Below are 18,585 nucleotides of genomic sequence, written 5' to 3' on the forward strand. Positions count from 1 at the left end.
ACAGGAGGCGTCTGTTGCGCATCGACATCATCGACAGGGTGGAGACCTTCCACCGTCTCAGGGACAACTGGAACGCGGTCTATGATGCCGATGCGGATGCTCAGCTGTTCTTGTCGTGGGAATGGCTCGCGGGCTGGTTGCCGAACCTTTCGACCCCCTGGGTGATCCTGGCGGCACGGGACGACCAGCCGGAGGATGCTCCCTATGTGGCATTCTTTCCGCTGCGTTTCGAAGTCAAGGCCGATGCCGCCGGACACCTGACCAACGAACTGAAGATGGCCGGCAGCTACGCCGCGGACTACACCGGACTGATCGCCCGGCCGGACGCCGAAGCTCGAGCCATCGCCGCCTTTGTACGCCAGATCAGGCAGTTGCACTGGGCGTCGTTCAGCGTCGATAATTTCCGGGGATCGGCGCTGCGGTTCCGCCAGTTGTTGGCTCATTTCTCGCAGGCCACGTTCGTCGCCACCCCGCTCAACCGCGTCAACGCGCACGATCAGGTGGACAACGCCATCTGTCCCTATGCGCAGCTGCCGCCCGACTGGAATGCCTATCTCGACACGCTCAGCGCCAACACCCGACAGAAGATTCGACGGCTGCTCAAGCTGGTGGATTGCGGCGACGCCTACCACATCACCCACACGACTGCAGCAACCGTCCAGAACGACCTGCGGACGCTGCTGAAATTCTGGGAGGCGAGGTGGCGATCTCGCAAGGGCGACTCCGTCGAGGCCCTGGTGCGTTCCAACTTCTTCATGCTGCTGCGCAGCTTCGAACGTGGGTTGTTGCACTTGCCGGTTCTATGGCATGGCGACCGCCCGCTCGCGGCGCTCGCCACCCTGATGGATGCCCGGAAGAGGGCCTTCCTGTTCTACATCACCGGGCGCGACGAAACGTTCGACGGCCCGCCGCCCGGCCTGATCCTGCATGGCCACAGCATCCGCCACGCCATTGCCAATGGCTTCACGCGCTACGATTTCCTGCGCGGCAACGAGCGCTACAAGTACTCGTTTGGTGTCAGCGAGGAGCGCCTGCACTGCCATGTCATCGCGACCCGTGACCATCGCAATCTCGGCGGCAAGCTCGATCCTCACGCGGTAGCCGGCGCACTGAAACTCGCCACCGAACGGCATCAGGCCGGCAAGCTCGCCGAAGCGGAAATCGGATATCGCCAGATTCTCGAGACTGCCCCGCGCGACGACAACACCCTGCACCGCTTCGGCCAGCTGCTGGCCACGAAGGGCGACCACCGCGCGGCGAAGCGTATCTTTGCGCGGCTGATCGAGGTGCGGCCGGACACCTTCAAGCCGCGGCTGTGCCTTGGGCAATCCTGCGAAGCCCTCGGACAGTTCTCGGAAGCCGCCGATGCCTATCGCGAGGTCGCGCGGCTCCAGCCGGATGCTCCGGGCATTGCTGGCCTGCTCAGCCGCGCCCTGCTCAGAGCCGGCCGTAACGAGGAAGCGCTGCGTCTGGTCGCATCGGGGGCGGCGGCACAGCCGCCGATCGATGGTATTCCGCTGCCACAAGATATGCCATCAGCGTCGCCACGTCCTCCGCACACCACCGCGCCGACGCGCGCGATCCCGGCCTGATCCATCGCACATGCCCTTCGTCATGGTGTCTTCATGCGCGTGCTGCGCGCATGTTCGGAGCCATGCCTGCTGGCAGTTGCCGCGCACGGCAAAACAGCACGATCGCCCGTTGCACCGAACCGCCAAGCTGCCCTATGACTGCGCTCGGATGGGTGCATGAGATCATGAAGAACGGTCTCTATTCGATGCACGTCAGGACGCTTGACGGGCATTTCGGCAAGGGCAGCGGCGTCCTCGTTTTCCGCGACGGCACGCTGCTCGGCGGCGATGCATTTCTGTACTACACCGGCAGCTACACCACCGACGGCACCACGCTGAAGGGGGAACTGCTGATCGACCAGCACACCCAGCCACGCGACGTCGCGCCGCTGTTCGGCGGCCGTCCTGTCAGCATCGGCTTCTCCGGCAAGATCGGCGACACCGAGGCGACCGTCGGCGGCACCGCGCTGTTCGGCAAGCAGAGCATTCGTCTGGCGGCCACGCTGCGGCGGGTCGCGGACCTCGATTGAAGCATCCGCATCAGCGCATTGTCGCCCGGATCTGCTGCGGCGTCAGGGCGGGCGATCCCTGGTGTTTCGCTTCGGCGGCCTTGATCAGCGATACCACGCGATCGGATATCGGCGTCGGCAGCTCGTGCCGCTCCGCGAGCGCAATAATCGCACCCTGGAGATAGTCGATCTCCGTGCGGCGGTCGCGCTGCAGATCCTCCCACATCGACGAGCGCGCCTGCGGATCGATCCGAATCATGGCGCCGGCGATCGCGCGAAACAGCGGATCCGGCAGCCGCAGAATGGCCGGCGTCCAGGACGCAGGCAGCGGCGTGGTCGACACCGGCGCGATGCCCTCGGCCGCGAGCACGTCGAGCGCTTCGGCGATCTGATCGGCCAGCAGGCGCCGCCATGACCGCTGCGAGAGCTGATCGCGGAGCGGCAGGCCGGACAGCCCATTGAGCGCGTTGTTGAGATTGACCAGCAGCTTGCCCCACTGCACGCCAAGGATGTTGTCGCTGGCGCGCAATGGCAGCGCAGCCGTCGACAGCCGCGCGGCGGTTGCGGCGGCGTCCGCGGCGATAACGATGTCTCCGGAGGTCGAGCGATGAAAGCGCCCCCGCCCCATCGCCACGACGTTGAACGGCACCATGCCGGCGAGCACCGGCTGCGTCAGACGCCGCGAAAGCACCGGCGCGTTGGCGACGCCGTTCTGCAGGCTGACGATCACCGCATCGCGCGGCGCGTGCGCGGCGATGGTGATCGCCATCCCGGCCGTATCGGCGCTCTTGACGCAGACCAGCACGATCGCAGCTTCGCGAAGGATCGCAGCGTCGTCCGAAACCGTCATCGCACGCGCCGACACCTGCCGGTCACCGCCATCGAAGCTCGTCAGCCGCAGCCCGTGCGCCTCGATTTCATCGACGACACGCGGGCGTGCAAGCAAGCCGACCGGGCGTCCCGCCGCCGCCAGCATGCCACCGACAAAGCAGCCGATGCTGCCGGCGCCGGCCACCACGATCCTGTCCGCTGCCGCCATCCTGCCCCCTTCCCATACCTCTCGGAACCTGCCGTGGCATGAGCAAACACCCTCATGAGGTCCCGCGCACGCCCGCTCCGACGGCTCGGGAGCCAACCTGAACGCCAGCCCAACAGCTCCCGATTCGCTGCAAAATATTCCTCCGCCCGCCCCGTCTTGTCACCTTCACGGGAGCTAACTACTGTTTTGGCTCAAGGGCAGACACCCAAGGCTGACGAGCGACAGGAGACCATCATGGGCTTACTCGACATTCTGAACGGCATGCAGAATGGCCCTCGCGGCCCCAGCGCCCCCAGTGATCCCAGCAAGAGCAGCGGCGGCATGTCGCCACTGACCATGGCGATCCTGGCCTTGCTGGCCTACAAGGCCGTGAAGAAGATCGGCGGCAGCCATCCGACGACCGCGGCTCCCGCAGGTGCACCGCCTGCGCCGACGCCAGCGTCATTGCCGGGCAGCACTGGCGGTCTCGGCGGCCTTGCCAGCAGTCTCGGCGGAAGCTCGGGCGGCGGTCTTGGCGACCTGCTGAAGGGCGGCCTCGGCGGGCTTCTGGCCGGCGGCGCGGCCGGCACCGTCCTCAGCGGCGGCCTCGGCGATCTGCTCAAGCAGTTCCAGGACAGCGGCCATGGCGACACCGCGAGCACCTGGGTGGGTTCAGGCCCCAACAAGGCCATCTCGCCGGGAGACCTCGCCAATGCGCTCGGCGTCGACCAGATCAACGAGCTGGTCTCGCAGAGCGGCATGTCACGCGAGGCTCTGCTGCAGGGGCTGAGCCAGCATCTGCCCGAAGTGATCAACCAGCTGACGCCGAATGGCCGGTTGCCGACCGATCACGAAGCTTCGCACTGGCTGTGACACCCTTCCGCCGGCACCGGTTCGCTTGTGCCGGCCTGATGTTCCGCCGCCCGCGTGCGGGGGATCTCGCAATTTGGCTTCACCCACCGGAAAGGCGTTAGCATGGGCGGCATTCTCTGGATCATCATCGTTGGTTTCGTCGCCGGAATCATTGCACGGCTGCTGTCGCCCGGCCCCAACAATCCGTCGGGCTTCATCCTCACCACCGTCCTCGGAATCGTCGGCGCGTTCCTGGCGACCGCCATCGGCCAGTGGATCGGCCACTATGGCCCGGACCAGGGCGCGGGCTTCATTACCGCGACGATCGGCGCACTGGTCGTGCTGTTCATCTGGAACCGGCTGGTGGCGGCGGGTGTCATCCCCGACCGCGGCGCCGGACCGCGCTGACGCCTCTCGCCCTGATGCGCCCGACCGGGCGCGTCAGGTGGCGAGGTGCATGCCGGCATCCATCCGCACCAGCTCCCCGGTCATGTGGCCCGATTGTGGGCCTGCCAGGAAGCAGACCAGCTCCGCCACGTCCTGCGGGCTGGACGCGACATGCAGCGGCACCTTCTGCTTGACCATGTCGCGCACACGCTGGGCGCCTTCCACGCCGCGGCCCTTCTCGAACCATGGTGTGTCGATATAACCCGGACAGACTGCGTTGACGCGGATCAGCGGTGCCAGCGCACGCGCCAGCGCGATGGTCATCGCATTCAGCGCGCCCTTGCTCGCCACATAGGCCAGCGACGAGCCGATGCCGGTCAGTCCGGCGATCGAGGACACGTTCACCACCGTCGACGAACGCTGGCGTTCACGCGCACCGGCCTCGAGCAGCGGCCGCGCGGCCCGCACCATCTGGAACGGCCCGATGGTGTTGACGCCATAGATGCGCTGAAAGTCGTCGGCCGAGAGCTGATCGAGCAGCGTGTGCTCGACATGCTTGGTGACGCCGGCATTGTTGATGAGCACGTCGAGGCCGCCCCAGGCCGCGGCCGCCTCCGCGATGCGCCGGCAATCGTCGTCGCGCGACACGTCGCCCTGCACCACGATGACCTCTGCGCCCGCCGCGCGGCAGGCCTCTGCCGTGCGCTCGGCATCATCACGGCTCGAGGCGTAGTTGATCAGGACGCGCCCGCCATTCTGCGCCAGCTTCAACGCCGCTGCGGCGCCGAGACCTGACGCCGATCCCGTCACGATGGCCCGCAATCCTTCTGTCGACATCGGCCTCTCCAAAAATCCCGCGCGCCCGCACGCCTTGCCACGAGCGATCAGGCTAGCGCTCATGGCATGACAGGAACAGCCCTTTCACCAAACCGCGCAGCGGAATAAGCGCGCCTCGCGGAATTCGCTCATGCCTGAACCGCAGACGGCATTGCGGCGCGCTGCGCTTGTCAGCCCGCAGCCTTTTCCTCATCATGCGCGCAACATCAGGGAGACCCCGTCCCGGCCCATGACATGGTGTCCGGGATGAGAAGCATGTCTTCTGTCGGAGGATCCGTGACGGAGCCAGAGAACATCGTTGTCGCAACGGCGACGCGCATCTTCACCGATCTCGCCGATGCCCAGGGCATCATCCAGTCGCGCAGCGCCGACTGGAAGGCGCCCCTGTGGCGCGCACTCAGCGACGCGGGGCTGCCGCTGGCCTGGGTGCCCGAAGCCTGCGGGGGATCGGGCGGCGATCTCGCCGACGGCTTCGGCGTGGTGCAGGCGGCCGGACGCGCCGCGCTCGCCGTGCCGCTCGCGGAAACCCTGCTGGCGGGCTGGCTGCTGGCGCAAGCCGGCCTGTCCGCGCCGGCCGGGACGATGACGCTCGCACCGGCCATGCCGAACGATCGCATCGTGCTGACCGCCGACGGCACGCTGAACGGCAGCGTCCGCCACATTCCTTTTGCAGCGGACGCCGAGCATATCGCCGTGCTCGCAGATGGTCCGTCGGGCGTCGTCATTGCACTGGTCGCGGCTTCGGACTGCCGGATCATGCCGGGCGACAGCCTCGCGGACGAGCCGTCCAATGCGGTCGTCTTCACGCGCATCCCGCCCGCGGCCATCGCGCCGGCGCCTGCGGGCTGGGATCGAGCCCTGCTGCTGCAGATGGGCGCTATCGTCCGCAGCCTGCAGATCGCCGGCGCCCTCGAGACCGCGCTCGAAATCACCGTGCGCTACGCCAACGAACGCGTGGCGTTCGAACGCCCCATCGCCAAGTTCCAGGCGGTGCAGCACAACCTGGCGAGGCTCGCCGGCGAGGTCGCGGCGGCGATGACGGCGGCCGGCTCGGCCGCCGATGCTGCGGCCCGCGGCGCCACCGGCGACGCCCTGCTGCTGGAGGCGGCGGCCGCCAAGATCCGTTGCGGCGAGGCAGCCGAAACAGCAAGCGCCATCGCCCATCAGGTGCACGGCGCCATCGGCTTCACCAGCGAGCACGTTCTGCATCGTTTCACGCTGCGGGCGCTCGGCTGGCGCAACGACTTCGGTCATGAGAGCCATTGGGCGGCGGTGCTCGGTGGGCGCGTCGCCGCACGCGGCGCCGACGAGCTCTGGCCGCTGCTGGCTTCGCGATGACCGCGCCCGCCACCATGCGTCGTTCGATAGCTGCGTCCTGGGAGCGCTTTGATCATGTCCGCCGCGCTGCACTTTGACCCGATCCGCCTGCCGCCGGAATGCGAGCAGCTGCGCCACGAAGTCCGTGCCTTCCTCGCCGAGGAGGCGGCCGGCGGCACGTTCGACCCGCACCGGCCGCAGTCTGAGGATTTCGACGCCCCCGGCTTCAGCCGCCGGGTCGGCGCGCGCGGCTGGATCGGCATGACATGGCCGAAAACGTATGGCGGCCATGAGCGCAGCTTTCTCGAGCGCTATGTGGTCACCGAGGAGATGCGGGTCGCCAACGCGCCGACGCGCCGCTTCTTCGTCGCCGACCGGCAGAGCGGTCCGGTGCTGCTGAAATATGCCTGCGAGCGCATCAAGCTCGACATCCTGCCGCGCATCTGCCGCGGCGAGCTGTGCTTCGCGATCGGCATGAGCGAACCGAACTCCGGCTCCGACCTGTTCGCGGCCAAGGCGAAGGCCAGCAGGACCGACAGCGGCTGGCGACTGAACGGCACCAAGGTCTGGACCACCTCGGCCCATGTCGCCGACTACATGCTCGGCATCTTCCGCACCGCGCCGCCGACCAAGGAGAACCGCCGTCACGGCCTCACCCAGTTCCTGATCGACATGAAGGCTCCCGGCATCACCGTCAACCCGATCGGACAAATGAGCGGCCGGCATGATTTCAACGAGGTGGTGTTCGACGACGTGCTGCTGCCGGAAGACCATGCGCTGGGTGAGATCGACGGCGCCTGGAAGCAGGCGACAAGCGAGCTCGCCTATGAGCGCAGCGGCCCCGAACGCTTCCTGGAGACGCACTATGTGCTGACCGAGCTGGTCCGCGCGCTCGGGCCTGCCCCCGATGTGCGCGGCGCCGAAGGAGTCGGTCGCCTGGTGGCGCAGCTGCACACCATGCGGCGGATGTCGGTCTCCGTCGCTGGCATGCTGCAGGCCGGCAAGGAGCCGGTGGTGGAGGCCTCCATCGTCAAGGACATCGGCACCATCTGGGAGCAGCAGCTGCCGCACCGCGTGCGCACGCTGTCCGCCTTCGTCGAGCCCGACGCAACCAATCACGAGACGCTGAGCCGGCAGCTCGACTTCGCCATCAGGATCGCGCCGAAGCTCACCATCCAGGGCGGCACCACCGAGGTGCTGCGCGGCATCATCGCGCGCGGGCTTGGCCTGCGCTGACACTCACGCCACGGAGATTTCTTCATGACCAGCACCACGGGCCTCGACATCGCGCTGGAGCAGACCGGCTTCGTCACCACCATCGAGATCCGCCGGCCGCCGCTCAACTTCTTCGACATCGTGCTGATCCGGCAGATCGCCGACGCGCTGGACAAGATCGACGAGGATCCGGCGACGCGCGCGGTGGTGCTGGCGGCGCAGGGCAAGGCATTCTGTGCCGGAGCCAATTTCGGTGACCCGTCGCGCCGGGAGACCGCGCCCGCCGAGAGCCGCGACAAAGGCCGCGACCCGGCCAGCAACCTCGGCGAGATCAGCCATCTCTATTACGAGGCAGTGCGGATCTTCCGCGCCAGGAAGCCGATCATCGCCGCCGTACATGGCGCCGCGATCGGCGGTGGCCTTGGCCTTGCGATGGCTGCGGACTTTCGTGTCACCTGCCCCGAGGCGCGCTTCTCCGCCAACTTCACCCGGCTCGGCTTCCATCCCGGCTTCGGCCTGACCGTCACTTTGCCGGAAGCGATCGGCCGGACCAATGCGGAGCTGATGTTCTACACCAGCCGCCGCGTCACCGGCGAGGAGGCGCTGAAGATGGGGCTGGCCACCGCGCTGGTGCCGCAGGATCAGGTCCGTGCGGAGGCCATCAAACTGGCGACCGAGATCGCCGAATGCTCACCTCTCGGCGTGATCGCGACCCGCGCGACGGTGCGCCGTGGCCTTGCGGACCGCGTCCGCGCCGCCACGGAGCACGAGCTTGCCGAGCAGACGCGGCTGCGCGCCACCGAGGACTTCCGGGAAGGCGTCAAGGCCACCGAAGAGCGCCGTGTGCCGAATTTCACGGGCCGTTGAAGCTCTCCTGCCGCACACCCTGGAGCCCCTAGGCGGCCGGCAGTGCCGCCACCATCAGGGCATCGAGCACGGTGACGCCTTCGCCATCCCGATGAACGACCACCGGGTTGAGTTCGATCTCGGCCACCACGTGGCGCAAAGCGGCGGCGAGCTGCGACACCTGCGCGATCAACCGCGCCAGTGCGTCGATGTCGGTGATCACCGAACCGCGGAAGCCATGCAGCAGAGGAGCCGATTTCAGCTCATCGAGCATGGCGACCGCCTCGCGCTCGCTCACCGGCGCCGGCCGATAGACCACATCGCGAAACAGCTCGGTCGCAATGCCGCCGAGCCCGACCATCACGATCGGCCCGAAGGTCGCATCGCGTACCGTGCCGACGATGATCTCAACGCCTGCCTTCGCCATCGGGCCGACCAGCACACCGAGCAGATGAGCATCCGGACAGTGACGCCGGGCATTCTCCAGCAGCACATCGTAGGCCTGCTGTGCCTTCTCCGCATCGCGGATGTCGACATGCACACCGCCAACCTCGCTCTTGTGAGCGATGCTGCGGGACTGGATCTTCATCACCGCGGGGAAGCCGACCCGCTCCAGCGCCTCGGGGAGTTCGCCGCGATTGCGCACCAGCACCTCCGCCGGCATGGCGATGCCACAGTCGCGCAGCAGCTGCTTGCTCTCGTACTCCGACAAATTGCCGGACAATCCATCTAGCACGCTGGCGGCCGCGATCTCTCCAGCCGCGACGGCCGCAGCCACGTGCGGCGTGGGAACGAACGCCGCGCGGCGCGTCATCGCGTGCGTCGCACGGCCGAGCGAGGCGAGGCCGGGGAAGACGACGAGGCCGGCCTCGCCAAGGCCGTCGCGCGCGAACTGCGACGGCAATGTATAACTATGGATCAAGATCGGCTTGCGGGCGGCGTCCACGACCGGCTTGATCTCGGCGACCTTGAGCGGCATGCGCGTCTCGCTCGCCAGCGACAGCACCACGACGATGAGATCGACCTCGTCGGACCGTGTCAGCCGTTCGACGATGACCTGCAGCCCGCCGCTGTGCACCGCCTGCGCCGTGATGTCGACGGGATTGCGCGGCGAGCCGTAGGACGGGATCAGCGCCTGGATTTCGGCCTGCAGCGACGGCGACAGTTCGGGGATCGTCAGCCCCTCGCCGGCGAGCGTATCGGCGACCCAGGCGCCGGCGCCGCCCGACACCGTCACCACCGCCACGCGCCCCCCCTTCGGCCAGGGATTGGCGGCGAATGCAGCCGCGATCGCCACCGCCTCGTCGATGTCATGCGCGGCGATCAGGCCATATTTGGCGAACACCGCATCATAGGCCGCATTCCAGCCCGCCATGCTGGCAGTGTGCGAAGCCGCCGCGCGCTCGCCGGCGCTGGTCCGCCCGACCTTGGTGACGATGACCGGCTTGCCGAGCTCCGCCGCCCGCTGCGCCGCCACCTCGAACATCGCTGGATCGCGAATGCCCTCGATGAACAGCAGGATGACACCCGTCGAGGTATCCTGCACCAGATAATCCATCACCTCGCCGGCGGCGAGGTCGGCCTCGTTGCCGGTGCTCATCACATAGCTGACCGCCACGCCCATCGCCTTGGCGCGGTTGTAGATCGCAAAGCCGATGCCGCCGCTCTGCGCCACGATGCCGATGCGCTGCCGCGTCGCGATCAGGCGCGGCGCGTCCGGCCGCACATCCACCGTGGGACTGAAGGTGGCAGCGACGCGCCGCGCCTCGTTGTAGAAGCCTTCGGCGTTCGGCCCGGAAATCCGCATCCCGGTGCGACGCGCGAGTGCGGCGATGTCGCGCTGGACATCGGCGCTGTCGCCGCCGCCTTCGGCGAACCCCGAGGAGATGACCACGGCATTGCGGGCACCAGCCGCCGCGCACTCCTCCAGCGCCGCCAGCACCTGCGGCGCCGGAATGATCACAATGGCAAGATCGACCGGCCGCCCGATCGCCGCGATGGACGGGACACAAGCGAGACCGTCGATCTCGTCATAGCGCGGATTGACCGGATAGATCGCACCCGCATAGCCGTTGCGCCGCAGGAAGGTCAGCAGCAGACCCGGAATCTTGGTGCCATCGCGCGAAGCACCGATGATCGCGATGCTGTCCGGGGAGAAGAAGCTATCCAGCGGATGCGCTCGCGGCGCATCGACGGCGGCCTGGTTCATCGATCACGCTCCTTGTTCTTGTTGTTGCCGGCCGCGCAAGCGCTGGTCCCTCATGATCGGCGCGTCATGGCGATGATGCGCGAGCCCCGACGGTGCGCCAGGTTACCCTGACGCCGCCGATCGCGATGCCGTCAGCCGCGACGGGATAGCCCCTCGCCTGGGCGCTGCGGGCGATGGTGTCGCCATCAGCGGCTTCGAACACGAGGCCGCTCAAGGCATCGGCCGGCCCGGCCGTAAACCGCAGGGCGATATCTTTGAGCGCGATGGTGGGCGCACCACCCGGACCGGTGCCCATCGGGGCGTCGAGAATTGCGCTCCAGTGGCGCGCAAGATCGGCCGGCTCCGGGCTCTGCAGGACGACCTCGACCAGCCGGCGGGTGACATCGGTGCGGATGAAGGTGTGCCAGTGCGGCCCCGCGGGCGGATAGGGACCGCGCAAGTTGTCGCTGCCCGCCGTGTGGTTGAACTCGATGAAGGCGGCACGGCAATCCCGCGGATGCAGTTGCACACCGAGGTAGGGCGGCCGGTCGATCACATGGGCCACCCGCACGCCGATGCGTTCGGCGTGAGCACGCCGCGCGGCGGGATCGTCGCAGGAGAAGATCGCCATGTAGCCGCCCTGCCCTTGCGTCTTCGCCAGGAAGCGGCCCGCGGCGGTGCCCTCCATCGTCGGCGCAACCACTTCCAGCAGGACGGTATCGACGGGCATCAGCGCATTGGCGAGGCCGTAGCGCGCCACGTTCGGATCGCGATAGCAGACGGCGAGGCCAAGGATCGCCGCGAGGTCCCCGACCACCGGTTCGAGCTGTGACGCCACCAGACAGATCTGCCGCAGCCGGAGATCCGCCGCCACGGTCAGTGCCCCTTGAAGACCGCAGGCCGCTTCTCGACGAAGGCCTTGGCCGCCTCCTTGTGATCGGCGGTGTCCGAGCAGCGCGAGTGATGCAGCGCTTCCCCGTCGAAGCAGGCTTCGAGGGAGAGCTGTTCGGCGTTGTTGATGTTCTTCTTGATATAGCCGTAAGTCACCGTCGGCCCGCGCGCCAGCGACATCGCCAGTTCGTGCGCGGCAGCGTCGATCTCCGCGTCCGGCACCACGCGATTGACCATGCCGAGCGCCAGCGCCTCCTGCGCCGTCAGCACCGGCGACAGCAGGTAGAGTTCGCGCGCCCTGGCGCTGCCGAGCAACTGGGTGAGGAAATAGGTGCCGCCATAGTCGCCGGAATAGCCGACCTTGGCGAACGCGGTGGTGATCTTGGCGGAGGCCGATGCCACCCGCAGGTCGCAAGCGAGCGCGATCGACAGGCCGGCGCCGGCCGCGGCACCGTCGATCTGGGCGACCACCGGCTTCGCCATGATGTGCAGCAGACGCGACACCTCCATGCCGCGCCGCAGCTGCGTCACCTTCGCCTCGAGCGATGGCGTCTCGGTCGCGCTCGCCATCGCCTTGACATCGCCGCCGACACAGAAGGTGCCGCCGGCGCCCTTCAGCAGCACCGCCCGCACCTCGGCATCTTCCGCGGCGCGGCGCGCCGCCTCGGCGAGCCCGCGGCTCATGTCGGCGTTGAGCGCGTTGCGCCGCTCCGGACGGTTCATGGTGATGGTCAGGAGGCCGTGGTCGAGCTGCTGCAGAACGATGTCGCTCATGGCAATCTGTCCTTGACGATGTGGAAGCGGTTCGGACGACGGCCCTCGCCGCCGTCCAGGCCGTGCTGCCGCGTTACTTCTTGACCAGCGGACAGCGCGACTCCGACAGCGACTGGAACGCCTGGTCGCCCGGCACGGTGGCGAGCAGCTTGTAATCGTCCCAGCGCCCCCTGGACTCGGCCGGCGACTTGACCTCGAACAGGTACATGTCATGCACCATGCGGCCGTCCTCGCGAATGCGGCCGTTCTTGGCGAACATGTCGTTGATCGGCGTCGCCTTCATGATCTTCATGACCGCCGCGGCGTCGGTAGTGCCGGCCTCCTTGACCGCCTTGAGATAGTGCAACACCGACGAATAGACGCCCGCCTGCGCCGAAGTCGGCGGCCGCTTGACCCGCTCCATGAAGCGCTTGGAGAACGCGCGGGTATCGTCGTTGAGATCCCAGTAGAACGCTTCCGCCAGCAATAGCCCTTGCGAGGTCGGCAGGCCGACGCTGTCGATATCCGTGATGAAGGCCAGCAGCGGCGAGACCTTCTGACCGCCCCTGGTGATGCCGAACTCCGCCGCCTGCTTGATGGCGTTGATGGTGTCGCCGCCGGCATTGGCGAGGCCGATGACCTTCGCCTTGGAGCTCTGCGCCTGCAGCAGGAATGAGGAGAAATCCGAGGTGTTGAGCGGATGCTTGACGCTGCCGAGCACCTTGCCGCCGGATTTCACCACCACATTGCTGGTGTCCTTCTCGAGATCGGCGCCGAAAGCATAGTCCGCGCTCAGGAAGAACCAGGTGTCGAGGCCCTGCTTCACCGCGGCAAGGCCGGTGACGTTCGCCTGGGCAAAGGTATCGAACACATAGTGGACGGTATAGGGGCCGCAGGCTTCGTTGCTGAGGCGGATGGATCCGGGGCCGTTGAAGATGATGATCTTGTTGCGCGCCTTCGCGATCTCGCTGGCGGCGAGCGCCGTGGCGGAGGCGGCGACATCGACGATCGCCTCGACACCCTGGTTGTCGAGCATGTCGCGCGCGATGTTGGCGGAGAGGTCGGCCTTGTTGAGATGATCGGCGGCGATGATCTCGATCCTGCGGCCGAGCACCTGACCACCGAAATCTTCCGCCGCCATCTTCGCCGCGGCCTCGCTGCCGACGCCGGTAATGTCGGCGTACAGTCCGGACATGTCGAGAATGGCACCGAGCTTCAGCGGCGGCTTGTCCTGCGCGCCGGCGGTGCCCGCCGAAAGACACAGCACGGATGCCAGCGCAATGGACGCAACGGTGGCGAAGGACGGTCGTCGTAGCATGGTTTCCCCCTCATGCGACGTCGCTGATGTTTCGACGCCGCTATTTGTTGCGGTGATCATGCCGCAACGCCTGCGACGCGGCAAGTCAAACACTTGTTTGAAACCGCAGGGCTCATCTCCGCGAGCGTCGGCGCAACCACGCGATACGTCCAACCACGCAACAATTCCGCAAAACGGAATGGTTTCTGCCGCTCGCACGCAACATGCAATGCGCCGCGATGGACGACGTCATGCATGCGTCATGTCGCCCGTGCGACCTGTGCCCGGAGAAGATGGTGGCGCGAATACGCTGGACGCGTTGCGACACGCGCGCCACCATCGCCCCGCAGAGACAGAGGGGAGATACGCGCATGCGCCTCGCGCTGTGCGGTCCGCTTGGCGCCATGATCGCGGTCGCGACGCTGATCGCGCCGACGGCGAAAGCGGCCTGTTCCTATGAGGCTCAGGGCGACGGCCACGTCGATGCCATCATCGATGCGCGCACCTTCCGCCTGCAGGACGGCCGCGAGATCCGGCTCACCGGCATCGAAGCCGTGCCAGGCGGAAACACCGCGCCGCTCACTGCGCAGGTCGCGGGACGCGATGTGCAGTTGCTCGGGCCGGACGATGCGCCCGACCGCTATGGGCGGCAATCGGCCATCGTCGTCGCGGCGGGCTCCCAGGCGTCGGTTCAGATCGAGCTGCTGCGGCAGGGATTCGCGCTGTTCTCGGGCTTCGTCGCCGATCGGGCATGCGCCGCGGAACTGACCCAGGCCGAAGCCGAGGCCCGCGTCGCCCGCCGCGGTGCCTGGAACAGCGATATCGCCATAAAAAACGCCGAAAGGCCGGGCGATATTTCGGCCTTGGTGGGGCAGTTTGTCGTCATCGAAGGCAAGGTTTTATCAGTCCGACAGGCCGGAGCGACAATTTATGTCAATTTTGGCCGCCGGTGGACAGAAAGCTTTGCCGCCACTATTTCAAGGCGCATGATTGCGGCGCTCGAGGCCTCTGGCCTGTCGCCAAAATCGCTCGAAAATCGGCGTGTTCGCGTTCGGGGCTGGGTCGAGTTGCGCGGGGGGCCGCGGATCGACGTGCTGCAGCCCGGGCAGATCGAGCTGACCGGTGAATAGTGGCTGCGGGTAGTCATCAGTTTGATTTGAGATTTTTGGGGCGGATGGGACGGAAGTGACGGCGCTGGGAAGACGACCGGAACGTTTCCTGCGGGGAAGGTCCCGCCGCATGCTCGCGGCGCCTGTCGTGCTGGCCGTCCTGCTCGGCCTTGGCGGTTGCGGCGACACCACCCGCTTCCAGACCGCGACGACCCCGGTGGTCTCGGGCACGGCCAAATTCCCCAAACCCGTGGCACAGACCCCTGCCACCGAACGCGAGCATGAACGCATCCTCGCGTCCTATGGCGGCCCTTACAACGATCCGAAGCTGGAGGCGCTGATCGGCAAGACCGTCGACCGTCTGGTCGCCGCGTCGGAGCGCCCGGACCTCTCCTACAAGGTGACGATCCTGAACTCCGGCGCCGTCAACGCCTTCGCGCTGCCGACCGGCCAGCTCTATGTCACCCGCGGCCTGGTTGCGCTCGCGAGCGACACCTCGGAGCTGTCGTCCGTGCTGTCGCACGAGATGGCCCATGTGCTCGCCAAGCACGCCGCGATCCGCGAGGACCAGGCCCGGCAGGCCGCGCTGGTGACGCGCGTGGTCCAGGACATGAGCGACGATCCCGGCCTGACCGCGCTGGCGCTGGCGCGCTCCAAGCTCACCATGGCCAACTTCTCGCGGGCGCAGGAGCTGGAGGCCGACGGCATCGGCGTCGGTATCTCGGCCCGCGCGCATTTCGATCCCTATGGCGCGGCGCGCTTCCTCAGCGCCATGGAGCACAACGCCGCCCTCAAGGCACAGCGCTCCGGCCTCGACCCGCGCTCGCAGGATTTCCTGTCGTCGCACCCGGCGACCCCGGAGCGCATCCAGAACGCGCAGGCCAACGCCCGCCAGTATGCCGGCCCGCAATCGCCACCGCGCGACCGCGATGAATACCTCAATGCGATCGACAACATCGTCTACGGCGAAGACCCGAGCGAAGGCTTCGTGCGTGGCCGCCGCTTCCTGCATCCCAAGCTCGGCTTCACCTTCACCGCTCCGGATGGTTTCTCGCTGGAAAACACCGCCCAGGCGGTGGTCGGGGTGCGCGAGGGCGGCAGCCAGGCGATGCGTTTCGACGTGGTGCGGGTGCCGAGCGAGCAGCCGCTCGGCGAATATCTGGTCTCCGGCTGGATGGAGAACGTCGACAAATCCTCCGTCGAGGACCTCTCGATCAACGGCTCGGCGGCGGCGACCGTGGTCGCGCGCGGCGATCAGTGGCAGTTCCGCGTCTATGCGCTGCGCTTTGGCAGCGAGGTCTACCGCTTCATCTTCGCCGCCCGGCAGCGGACCAACGAAAGCGACCGCAGCTTCCGCGACACCGTCAACTCGTTCCGCCGCCTGACCGCGGCGGAGATCCAGGAAGCGCGGCCGCTGCGCATCCGGGTGATCAACGTCCAGCCCGGAGACACCGTGGAGTCGCTCGCGCACCGCATGGCCGGCGTCGACCGCCAGGCGGAGCGCTTCCGCATCATCAACGGGCTCGACGCCAAGGATACGATCAAGGCGCGCGACCGCGTCAAGATCATCGTCGACTGAGCCCGTTCGCTTCTGATGGAATCGCGAACGCGCTCTCATTTTTTGGTTTGACGCGTTGTCTTCACGCGAACCGGGGCCTCCCCCGGATCAAGTCCGGGGCATGCTTCGCTCGAAAACACGCTCGCTACGCAACAAAAAAGCCCGGCGCATGCGCCGGGCTTTTTGTTCTTGGGCAGTAGGCCGCTGCGATCAGGCCGCCTCGTCCTCGGCGACCGAATCCTCGCCGTCGGCATCGTCCGCATCGGCCTCGCCATCGCCTTCCGCTTCGGCCTTGGCCACACCGCGGCGCGGGCTCTTGGCGAGCGACGCCTCGATCTCCTTTACCGCCTCGGTCTCGGTGATGTGCTGGACCACGGCGATCTCGCGCGACAGACGATCCAGCGCCGCCTCATAGAGCTGCCGTTCGCTGTAGGACTGCTCGGGCTGCGACTCGGAGCGATAAAGGTCGCGGACCACTTCGGCGATGGCGACGATATCGCCCGAATTGATCTTCGCTTCGTACTCCTGGGCCCGGCGCGACCACATGGTGCGCTTGATGCGGGCGCGGCCCTTCAGCGTCTCCAGCGCCTTCTTAACCAGCGCCGGTTCCGACAGCTTGCGCATGCCGACCTGGGCGACCTTGGCGGTCGGCACACGGAGCGTCATCTTGTCCTTGATGAAGTTGATCACGAACAGCTCGAGCTTGGCGCCCGCGATCTCCTGCTCCTCGATCGACAGGATCTGCCCAACGCCATGCGCCGGATAGACCACGAATTCATTGGTCTTGAAGCCCTGACGCTGGGTCAACGGCTTCTTCGGCTCCTCCACGCGCGGCTGCGCGGCCACGGGCTTCACGGCAGGCTTGGCTGCAGCAGGCGCCGCAACCGGCTTCGGAGCGGCCGGCTTGGCGACGGGGGCAGCGGCCTTGGGAGCAGCTGCCTTCGCAACGGGGGCCTTGGCAGTCTTGGCAGAGGTTTTTGGCATTTCACTTCTTGTGTTCTTGGAGGATTTGACAGGCGCAGGTTTCACTGTCGCCTTGTGAGCGGTCGATTTCGAGGCCGCTGCGCGGGCATCCTTCTTGGCGGAACCTTTGGCAGGGCTTTTTGACGCACTACGGGCGGCGGCAGTCGTCTTCTTTGCCGTTTTCGACGAAGCCGATTTGGATGACGCCGATTTAGACGTACTCTGGTTACGCGTTTTGCTGGCCACAACCTGCGCGTGGAACCGCCACGCCCCTGTTCAATGATTATGGGGAACCCAGCGGGCCATAAGCAGGCAACACGGGGTCCGGCTTATTGAATGTGACCAGAATAACACATTTCCCGCAAAAATCAATGATTTATGCGGGTTCGGCAGTGCAGCGAACGCGGCCACTGAAGCCCCGTTCATTAATTAGGGTTAAAAGTCGATTCGGTTTTCCGGAAAATACCCGGAAAAACGGCGCCAACATGGCGCCGCCACCGCAACTTTAGTCGCCACTGCCGGGGTTCGAGGAAAAATACTTCTCGAATTTGCCCTCGACTCCATCGAATTCCTTGGCGTCCGCCGGCTGATCCTTCTTCTGGGTAATGTTCGGCCAGCTCTTGGCATAGTTGGCGTTGAGCTCAAGCCACTTCTCGAGACTGGGCTCGGTATCCGGCTTGATCGCGTCCGCCGGGCATTCCGGTTCGCAGACACCGCAATCGATGCATTCGTCCGGATGGATCACCAGCATGTTCTCGCCCTCGTAGAAGCAATCGACGGGGCAAACCTCGACACAATCCGTGTACTTACATTTGATGCAGTTGTCTGTGACGACGTAAGTCATCCAAGGCTCCGGAACCGGTCTGATATCACGCGATGGCGTAGCGCAGGACGACCGCTGCTGCAAGCCAAGCGCTGCATAGCAGTAACCCGGCCATCACCCAAGTCCTCAGGACTGAGGAGGCGGGGCCGGCGCGCGGCTTCAGACCGGCGACGATCCCTGCAAATCTTCATAGAGTGTCCGCGCCGACGGTGCATCCCCCCTGCGCTCGGCAAAGCCGGCCACTTTCAGCAGCCGCACCGAACGATCGAGCGCGATGGTCAGCACGTCACCCGGCTTCACCGCATGGCCCGGCGAAGTCTCACGCTCGCCGTTAAGACGGACGTGGCCGCTGGAGACCAGCGCCGCCGCGTCGGATCGGGTGCGCACCACCCGCGCGTGCCACAGCCATTTGTCGATGCGCTGACGGTCCACGCGGGCGGTAGATCCCTTG

18 protein-coding genes are annotated in these 18,585 nt (G+C 66.7%); 9 read left to right on the forward strand and 9 right to left on the reverse strand.

Annotation, left to right across the window (positions count from 1 at the left end):
- Positions 1–14: 14 nt before the first annotated feature.
- Together AB4Z37_RS05010 and AB4Z37_RS05015 are read left to right on the forward strand one after the other, a co-directional pair.
- Positions 15–1,592, forward strand: coding sequence for a GNAT family N-acetyltransferase (locus AB4Z37_RS05010; RefSeq protein ID WP_441515577.1), 1,578 nt, complete (start codon positions 15–17; stop codon positions 1,590–1,592).
- 164 nt (positions 1,593–1,756) lie between these two features.
- Entirely contained in the window at positions 1,757–2,101 is a 345-nt protein-coding gene (locus tag AB4Z37_RS05015; RefSeq protein ID WP_441515777.1) for a GrlR family regulatory protein, read from the forward strand.
- Positions 2,102–2,111: 10 nt separating this feature from the next.
- On the opposite strand, the gene AB4Z37_RS05020 is transcribed toward AB4Z37_RS05015, so the two are convergent.
- Positions 2,112–3,119: a 2-dehydropantoate 2-reductase gene (locus tag AB4Z37_RS05020; protein WP_441515578.1), complete on the reverse strand. Its 1,008-nt coding sequence runs from the start codon at positions 3,117–3,119 to the stop codon at positions 2,112–2,114.
- A 234-nt stretch (positions 3,120–3,353) separates the two neighbouring features.
- On the opposite strand from AB4Z37_RS05020, the gene AB4Z37_RS05025 reads away from it, so the two are divergent.
- Together AB4Z37_RS05025 and AB4Z37_RS05030 are read left to right on the forward strand one after the other, a co-directional pair.
- On the forward strand, positions 3,354–3,971 hold the full coding sequence (locus AB4Z37_RS05025) for a YidB family protein (RefSeq protein ID WP_441515579.1): 618 nt from the start codon (positions 3,354–3,356) through the stop codon (positions 3,969–3,971).
- Positions 3,972–4,073: 102 nt separating this feature from the next.
- The gene (locus tag AB4Z37_RS05030) at positions 4,074–4,358 is read left to right on the forward strand and encodes a GlsB/YeaQ/YmgE family stress response membrane protein (RefSeq protein ID WP_441515580.1); all 285 of its coding nucleotides are present in this window, start codon (positions 4,074–4,076) and stop codon (positions 4,356–4,358) included.
- Positions 4,359–4,391: 33 nt separating this feature from the next.
- On the opposite strand, the gene AB4Z37_RS05035 is transcribed toward AB4Z37_RS05030, so the two are convergent.
- Complete coding sequence (locus tag AB4Z37_RS05035) at positions 4,392–5,174, reverse strand: SDR family NAD(P)-dependent oxidoreductase (protein ID WP_441515581.1); 783 nt, start codon at positions 5,172–5,174, stop codon at positions 4,392–4,394.
- A gap of 276 nt (positions 5,175–5,450) precedes the next feature.
- On the opposite strand from AB4Z37_RS05035, the gene AB4Z37_RS05040 reads away from it, so the two are divergent.
- The 3 genes from AB4Z37_RS05040 to AB4Z37_RS05050 are packed head-to-tail and all read left to right on the forward strand — an operon-like array spanning position 5,451 to position 8,573.
- The gene (locus AB4Z37_RS05040) at positions 5,451–6,512 is read left to right on the forward strand and encodes an acyl-CoA dehydrogenase family protein (RefSeq protein WP_441515582.1); all 1,062 of its coding nucleotides are present in this window, start codon (positions 5,451–5,453) and stop codon (positions 6,510–6,512) included.
- Between the two features lie 54 nt (positions 6,513–6,566).
- Positions 6,567–7,727 carry an acyl-CoA dehydrogenase family protein gene (locus AB4Z37_RS05045; RefSeq protein ID WP_441515583.1) on the forward strand — a complete coding sequence of 387 codons (1,161 nt, stop codon included), beginning with the start codon at positions 6,567–6,569 and terminating at the stop codon, positions 7,725–7,727.
- A 24-nt stretch (positions 7,728–7,751) separates the two neighbouring features.
- On the forward strand, positions 7,752–8,573 hold the full coding sequence (locus tag AB4Z37_RS05050) for an enoyl-CoA hydratase/isomerase family protein (protein ID WP_441515584.1): 822 nt from the start codon (positions 7,752–7,754) through the stop codon (positions 8,571–8,573).
- Between the two features lie 28 nt (positions 8,574–8,601).
- Here the strand turns inward: AB4Z37_RS05050 and AB4Z37_RS05055 are convergent, their stop codons facing one another.
- The 4 genes from AB4Z37_RS05055 to AB4Z37_RS05070 all read right to left on the reverse strand — a co-directional run bounded on the left by AB4Z37_RS05055 (position 8,602) and on the right by AB4Z37_RS05070 (position 13,702).
- Positions 8,602–10,761, reverse strand: a complete 2,160-nt coding sequence (locus tag AB4Z37_RS05055; RefSeq protein WP_441515585.1) for an acetate--CoA ligase family protein — start codon at positions 10,759–10,761, stop codon at positions 8,602–8,604.
- Positions 10,762–10,825: 64 nt separating this feature from the next.
- The gene (locus AB4Z37_RS05060; RefSeq protein ID WP_441515586.1) at positions 10,826–11,614 is read right to left on the reverse strand and encodes a hypothetical protein; all 789 of its coding nucleotides are present in this window, start codon (positions 11,612–11,614) and stop codon (positions 10,826–10,828) included.
- A gap of 2 nt (positions 11,615–11,616) precedes the next feature.
- Positions 11,617–12,405 (reverse strand): enoyl-CoA hydratase, encoded by a 789-nt coding sequence (locus tag AB4Z37_RS05065; protein ID WP_441515587.1) that lies wholly within the window; start codon positions 12,403–12,405, stop codon positions 11,617–11,619.
- Positions 12,406–12,478: 73 nt separating this feature from the next.
- Complete coding sequence (locus AB4Z37_RS05070) at positions 12,479–13,702, reverse strand: ABC transporter substrate-binding protein (RefSeq protein WP_441515588.1); 1,224 nt, start codon at positions 13,700–13,702, stop codon at positions 12,479–12,481.
- A gap of 350 nt (positions 13,703–14,052) precedes the next feature.
- Here AB4Z37_RS05070 and AB4Z37_RS05075 point away from each other — a divergent pair, with 350 nt between their 5' ends.
- Positions 14,053–14,811, forward strand: a complete 759-nt coding sequence (locus AB4Z37_RS05075; RefSeq protein ID WP_441515589.1) for a thermonuclease family protein — start codon at positions 14,053–14,055, stop codon at positions 14,809–14,811.
- A gap of 109 nt (positions 14,812–14,920) precedes the next feature.
- The gene (locus tag AB4Z37_RS05080; protein WP_441515590.1) at positions 14,921–16,369 is read left to right on the forward strand and encodes a M48 family metalloprotease; all 1,449 of its coding nucleotides are present in this window, start codon (positions 14,921–14,923) and stop codon (positions 16,367–16,369) included.
- A 189-nt stretch (positions 16,370–16,558) separates the two neighbouring features.
- On the opposite strand, the gene AB4Z37_RS05085 is transcribed toward AB4Z37_RS05080, so the two are convergent.
- The 3 genes from AB4Z37_RS05085 to AB4Z37_RS05095 all read right to left on the reverse strand — a co-directional run bounded on the left by AB4Z37_RS05085 (position 16,559) and on the right by AB4Z37_RS05095 (position 18,566).
- Positions 16,559–17,332 (reverse strand): CarD family transcriptional regulator, encoded by a 774-nt coding sequence (locus AB4Z37_RS05085; protein ID WP_441515591.1) that lies wholly within the window; start codon positions 17,330–17,332, stop codon positions 16,559–16,561.
- 484 nt (positions 17,333–17,816) lie between these two features.
- Complete coding sequence (fdxA, locus tag AB4Z37_RS05090) at positions 17,817–18,155, reverse strand: ferredoxin FdxA (protein WP_441515592.1); 339 nt, start codon at positions 18,153–18,155, stop codon at positions 17,817–17,819.
- A 138-nt stretch (positions 18,156–18,293) separates the two neighbouring features.
- Entirely contained in the window at positions 18,294–18,566 is a 273-nt protein-coding gene (locus AB4Z37_RS05095) for an RNA-binding S4 domain-containing protein (protein WP_441515593.1), read from the reverse strand.
- Positions 18,567–18,585: the final 19 nt, after the last annotated feature.

This window comes from Bradyrhizobium sp. 2TAF24 (assembly GCF_052115025.1).
In the GTDB taxonomy this organism is placed as follows: Bacteria; Pseudomonadota; Alphaproteobacteria; order Rhizobiales; family Xanthobacteraceae; genus Bradyrhizobium_A.

Coding starts and splice junctions, on each gene's coding strand:
- AB4Z37_RS05015 (WP_441515777.1), top strand. CDS start 1,757: ATGAAGAACGGTCTCTATTCGATGCACGTCAGGACGCTTGACGGGCAT.
- AB4Z37_RS05020 (WP_441515578.1), bottom strand. CDS start 3,119: ATGGCGGCAGCGGACAGGATCGTGGTGGCCGGCGCCGGCAGCATCGGC.
- AB4Z37_RS05025 (WP_441515579.1), top strand. CDS start 3,354: ATGGGCTTACTCGACATTCTGAACGGCATGCAGAATGGCCCTCGCGGC.
- AB4Z37_RS05030 (WP_441515580.1), top strand. CDS start 4,074: ATGGGCGGCATTCTCTGGATCATCATCGTTGGTTTCGTCGCCGGAATC.
- AB4Z37_RS05035 (WP_441515581.1), bottom strand. CDS start 5,174: ATGTCGACAGAAGGATTGCGGGCCATCGTGACGGGATCGGCGTCAGGT.
- AB4Z37_RS05045 (WP_441515583.1), top strand. CDS start 6,567: ATGTCCGCCGCGCTGCACTTTGACCCGATCCGCCTGCCGCCGGAATGC.
- AB4Z37_RS05050 (WP_441515584.1), top strand. CDS start 7,752: ATGACCAGCACCACGGGCCTCGACATCGCGCTGGAGCAGACCGGCTTC.
- AB4Z37_RS05055 (WP_441515585.1), bottom strand. CDS start 10,761: ATGAACCAGGCCGCCGTCGATGCGCCGCGAGCGCATCCGCTGGATAGC.
- AB4Z37_RS05065 (WP_441515587.1), bottom strand. CDS start 12,405: ATGAGCGACATCGTTCTGCAGCAGCTCGACCACGGCCTCCTGACCATC.
- AB4Z37_RS05070 (WP_441515588.1), bottom strand. CDS start 13,702: ATGCTACGACGACCGTCCTTCGCCACCGTTGCGTCCATTGCGCTGGCA.
- AB4Z37_RS05075 (WP_441515589.1), top strand. CDS start 14,053: ATGCGCCTCGCGCTGTGCGGTCCGCTTGGCGCCATGATCGCGGTCGCG.
- AB4Z37_RS05080 (WP_441515590.1), top strand. CDS start 14,921: ATGCTCGCGGCGCCTGTCGTGCTGGCCGTCCTGCTCGGCCTTGGCGGT.
- AB4Z37_RS05085 (WP_441515591.1), bottom strand. CDS start 17,332: ATGCCAAAAACCTCTGCCAAGACTGCCAAGGCCCCCGTTGCGAAGGCA.
- fdxA (WP_441515592.1), bottom strand. CDS start 18,155: ATGACTTACGTCGTCACAGACAACTGCATCAAATGTAAGTACACGGAT.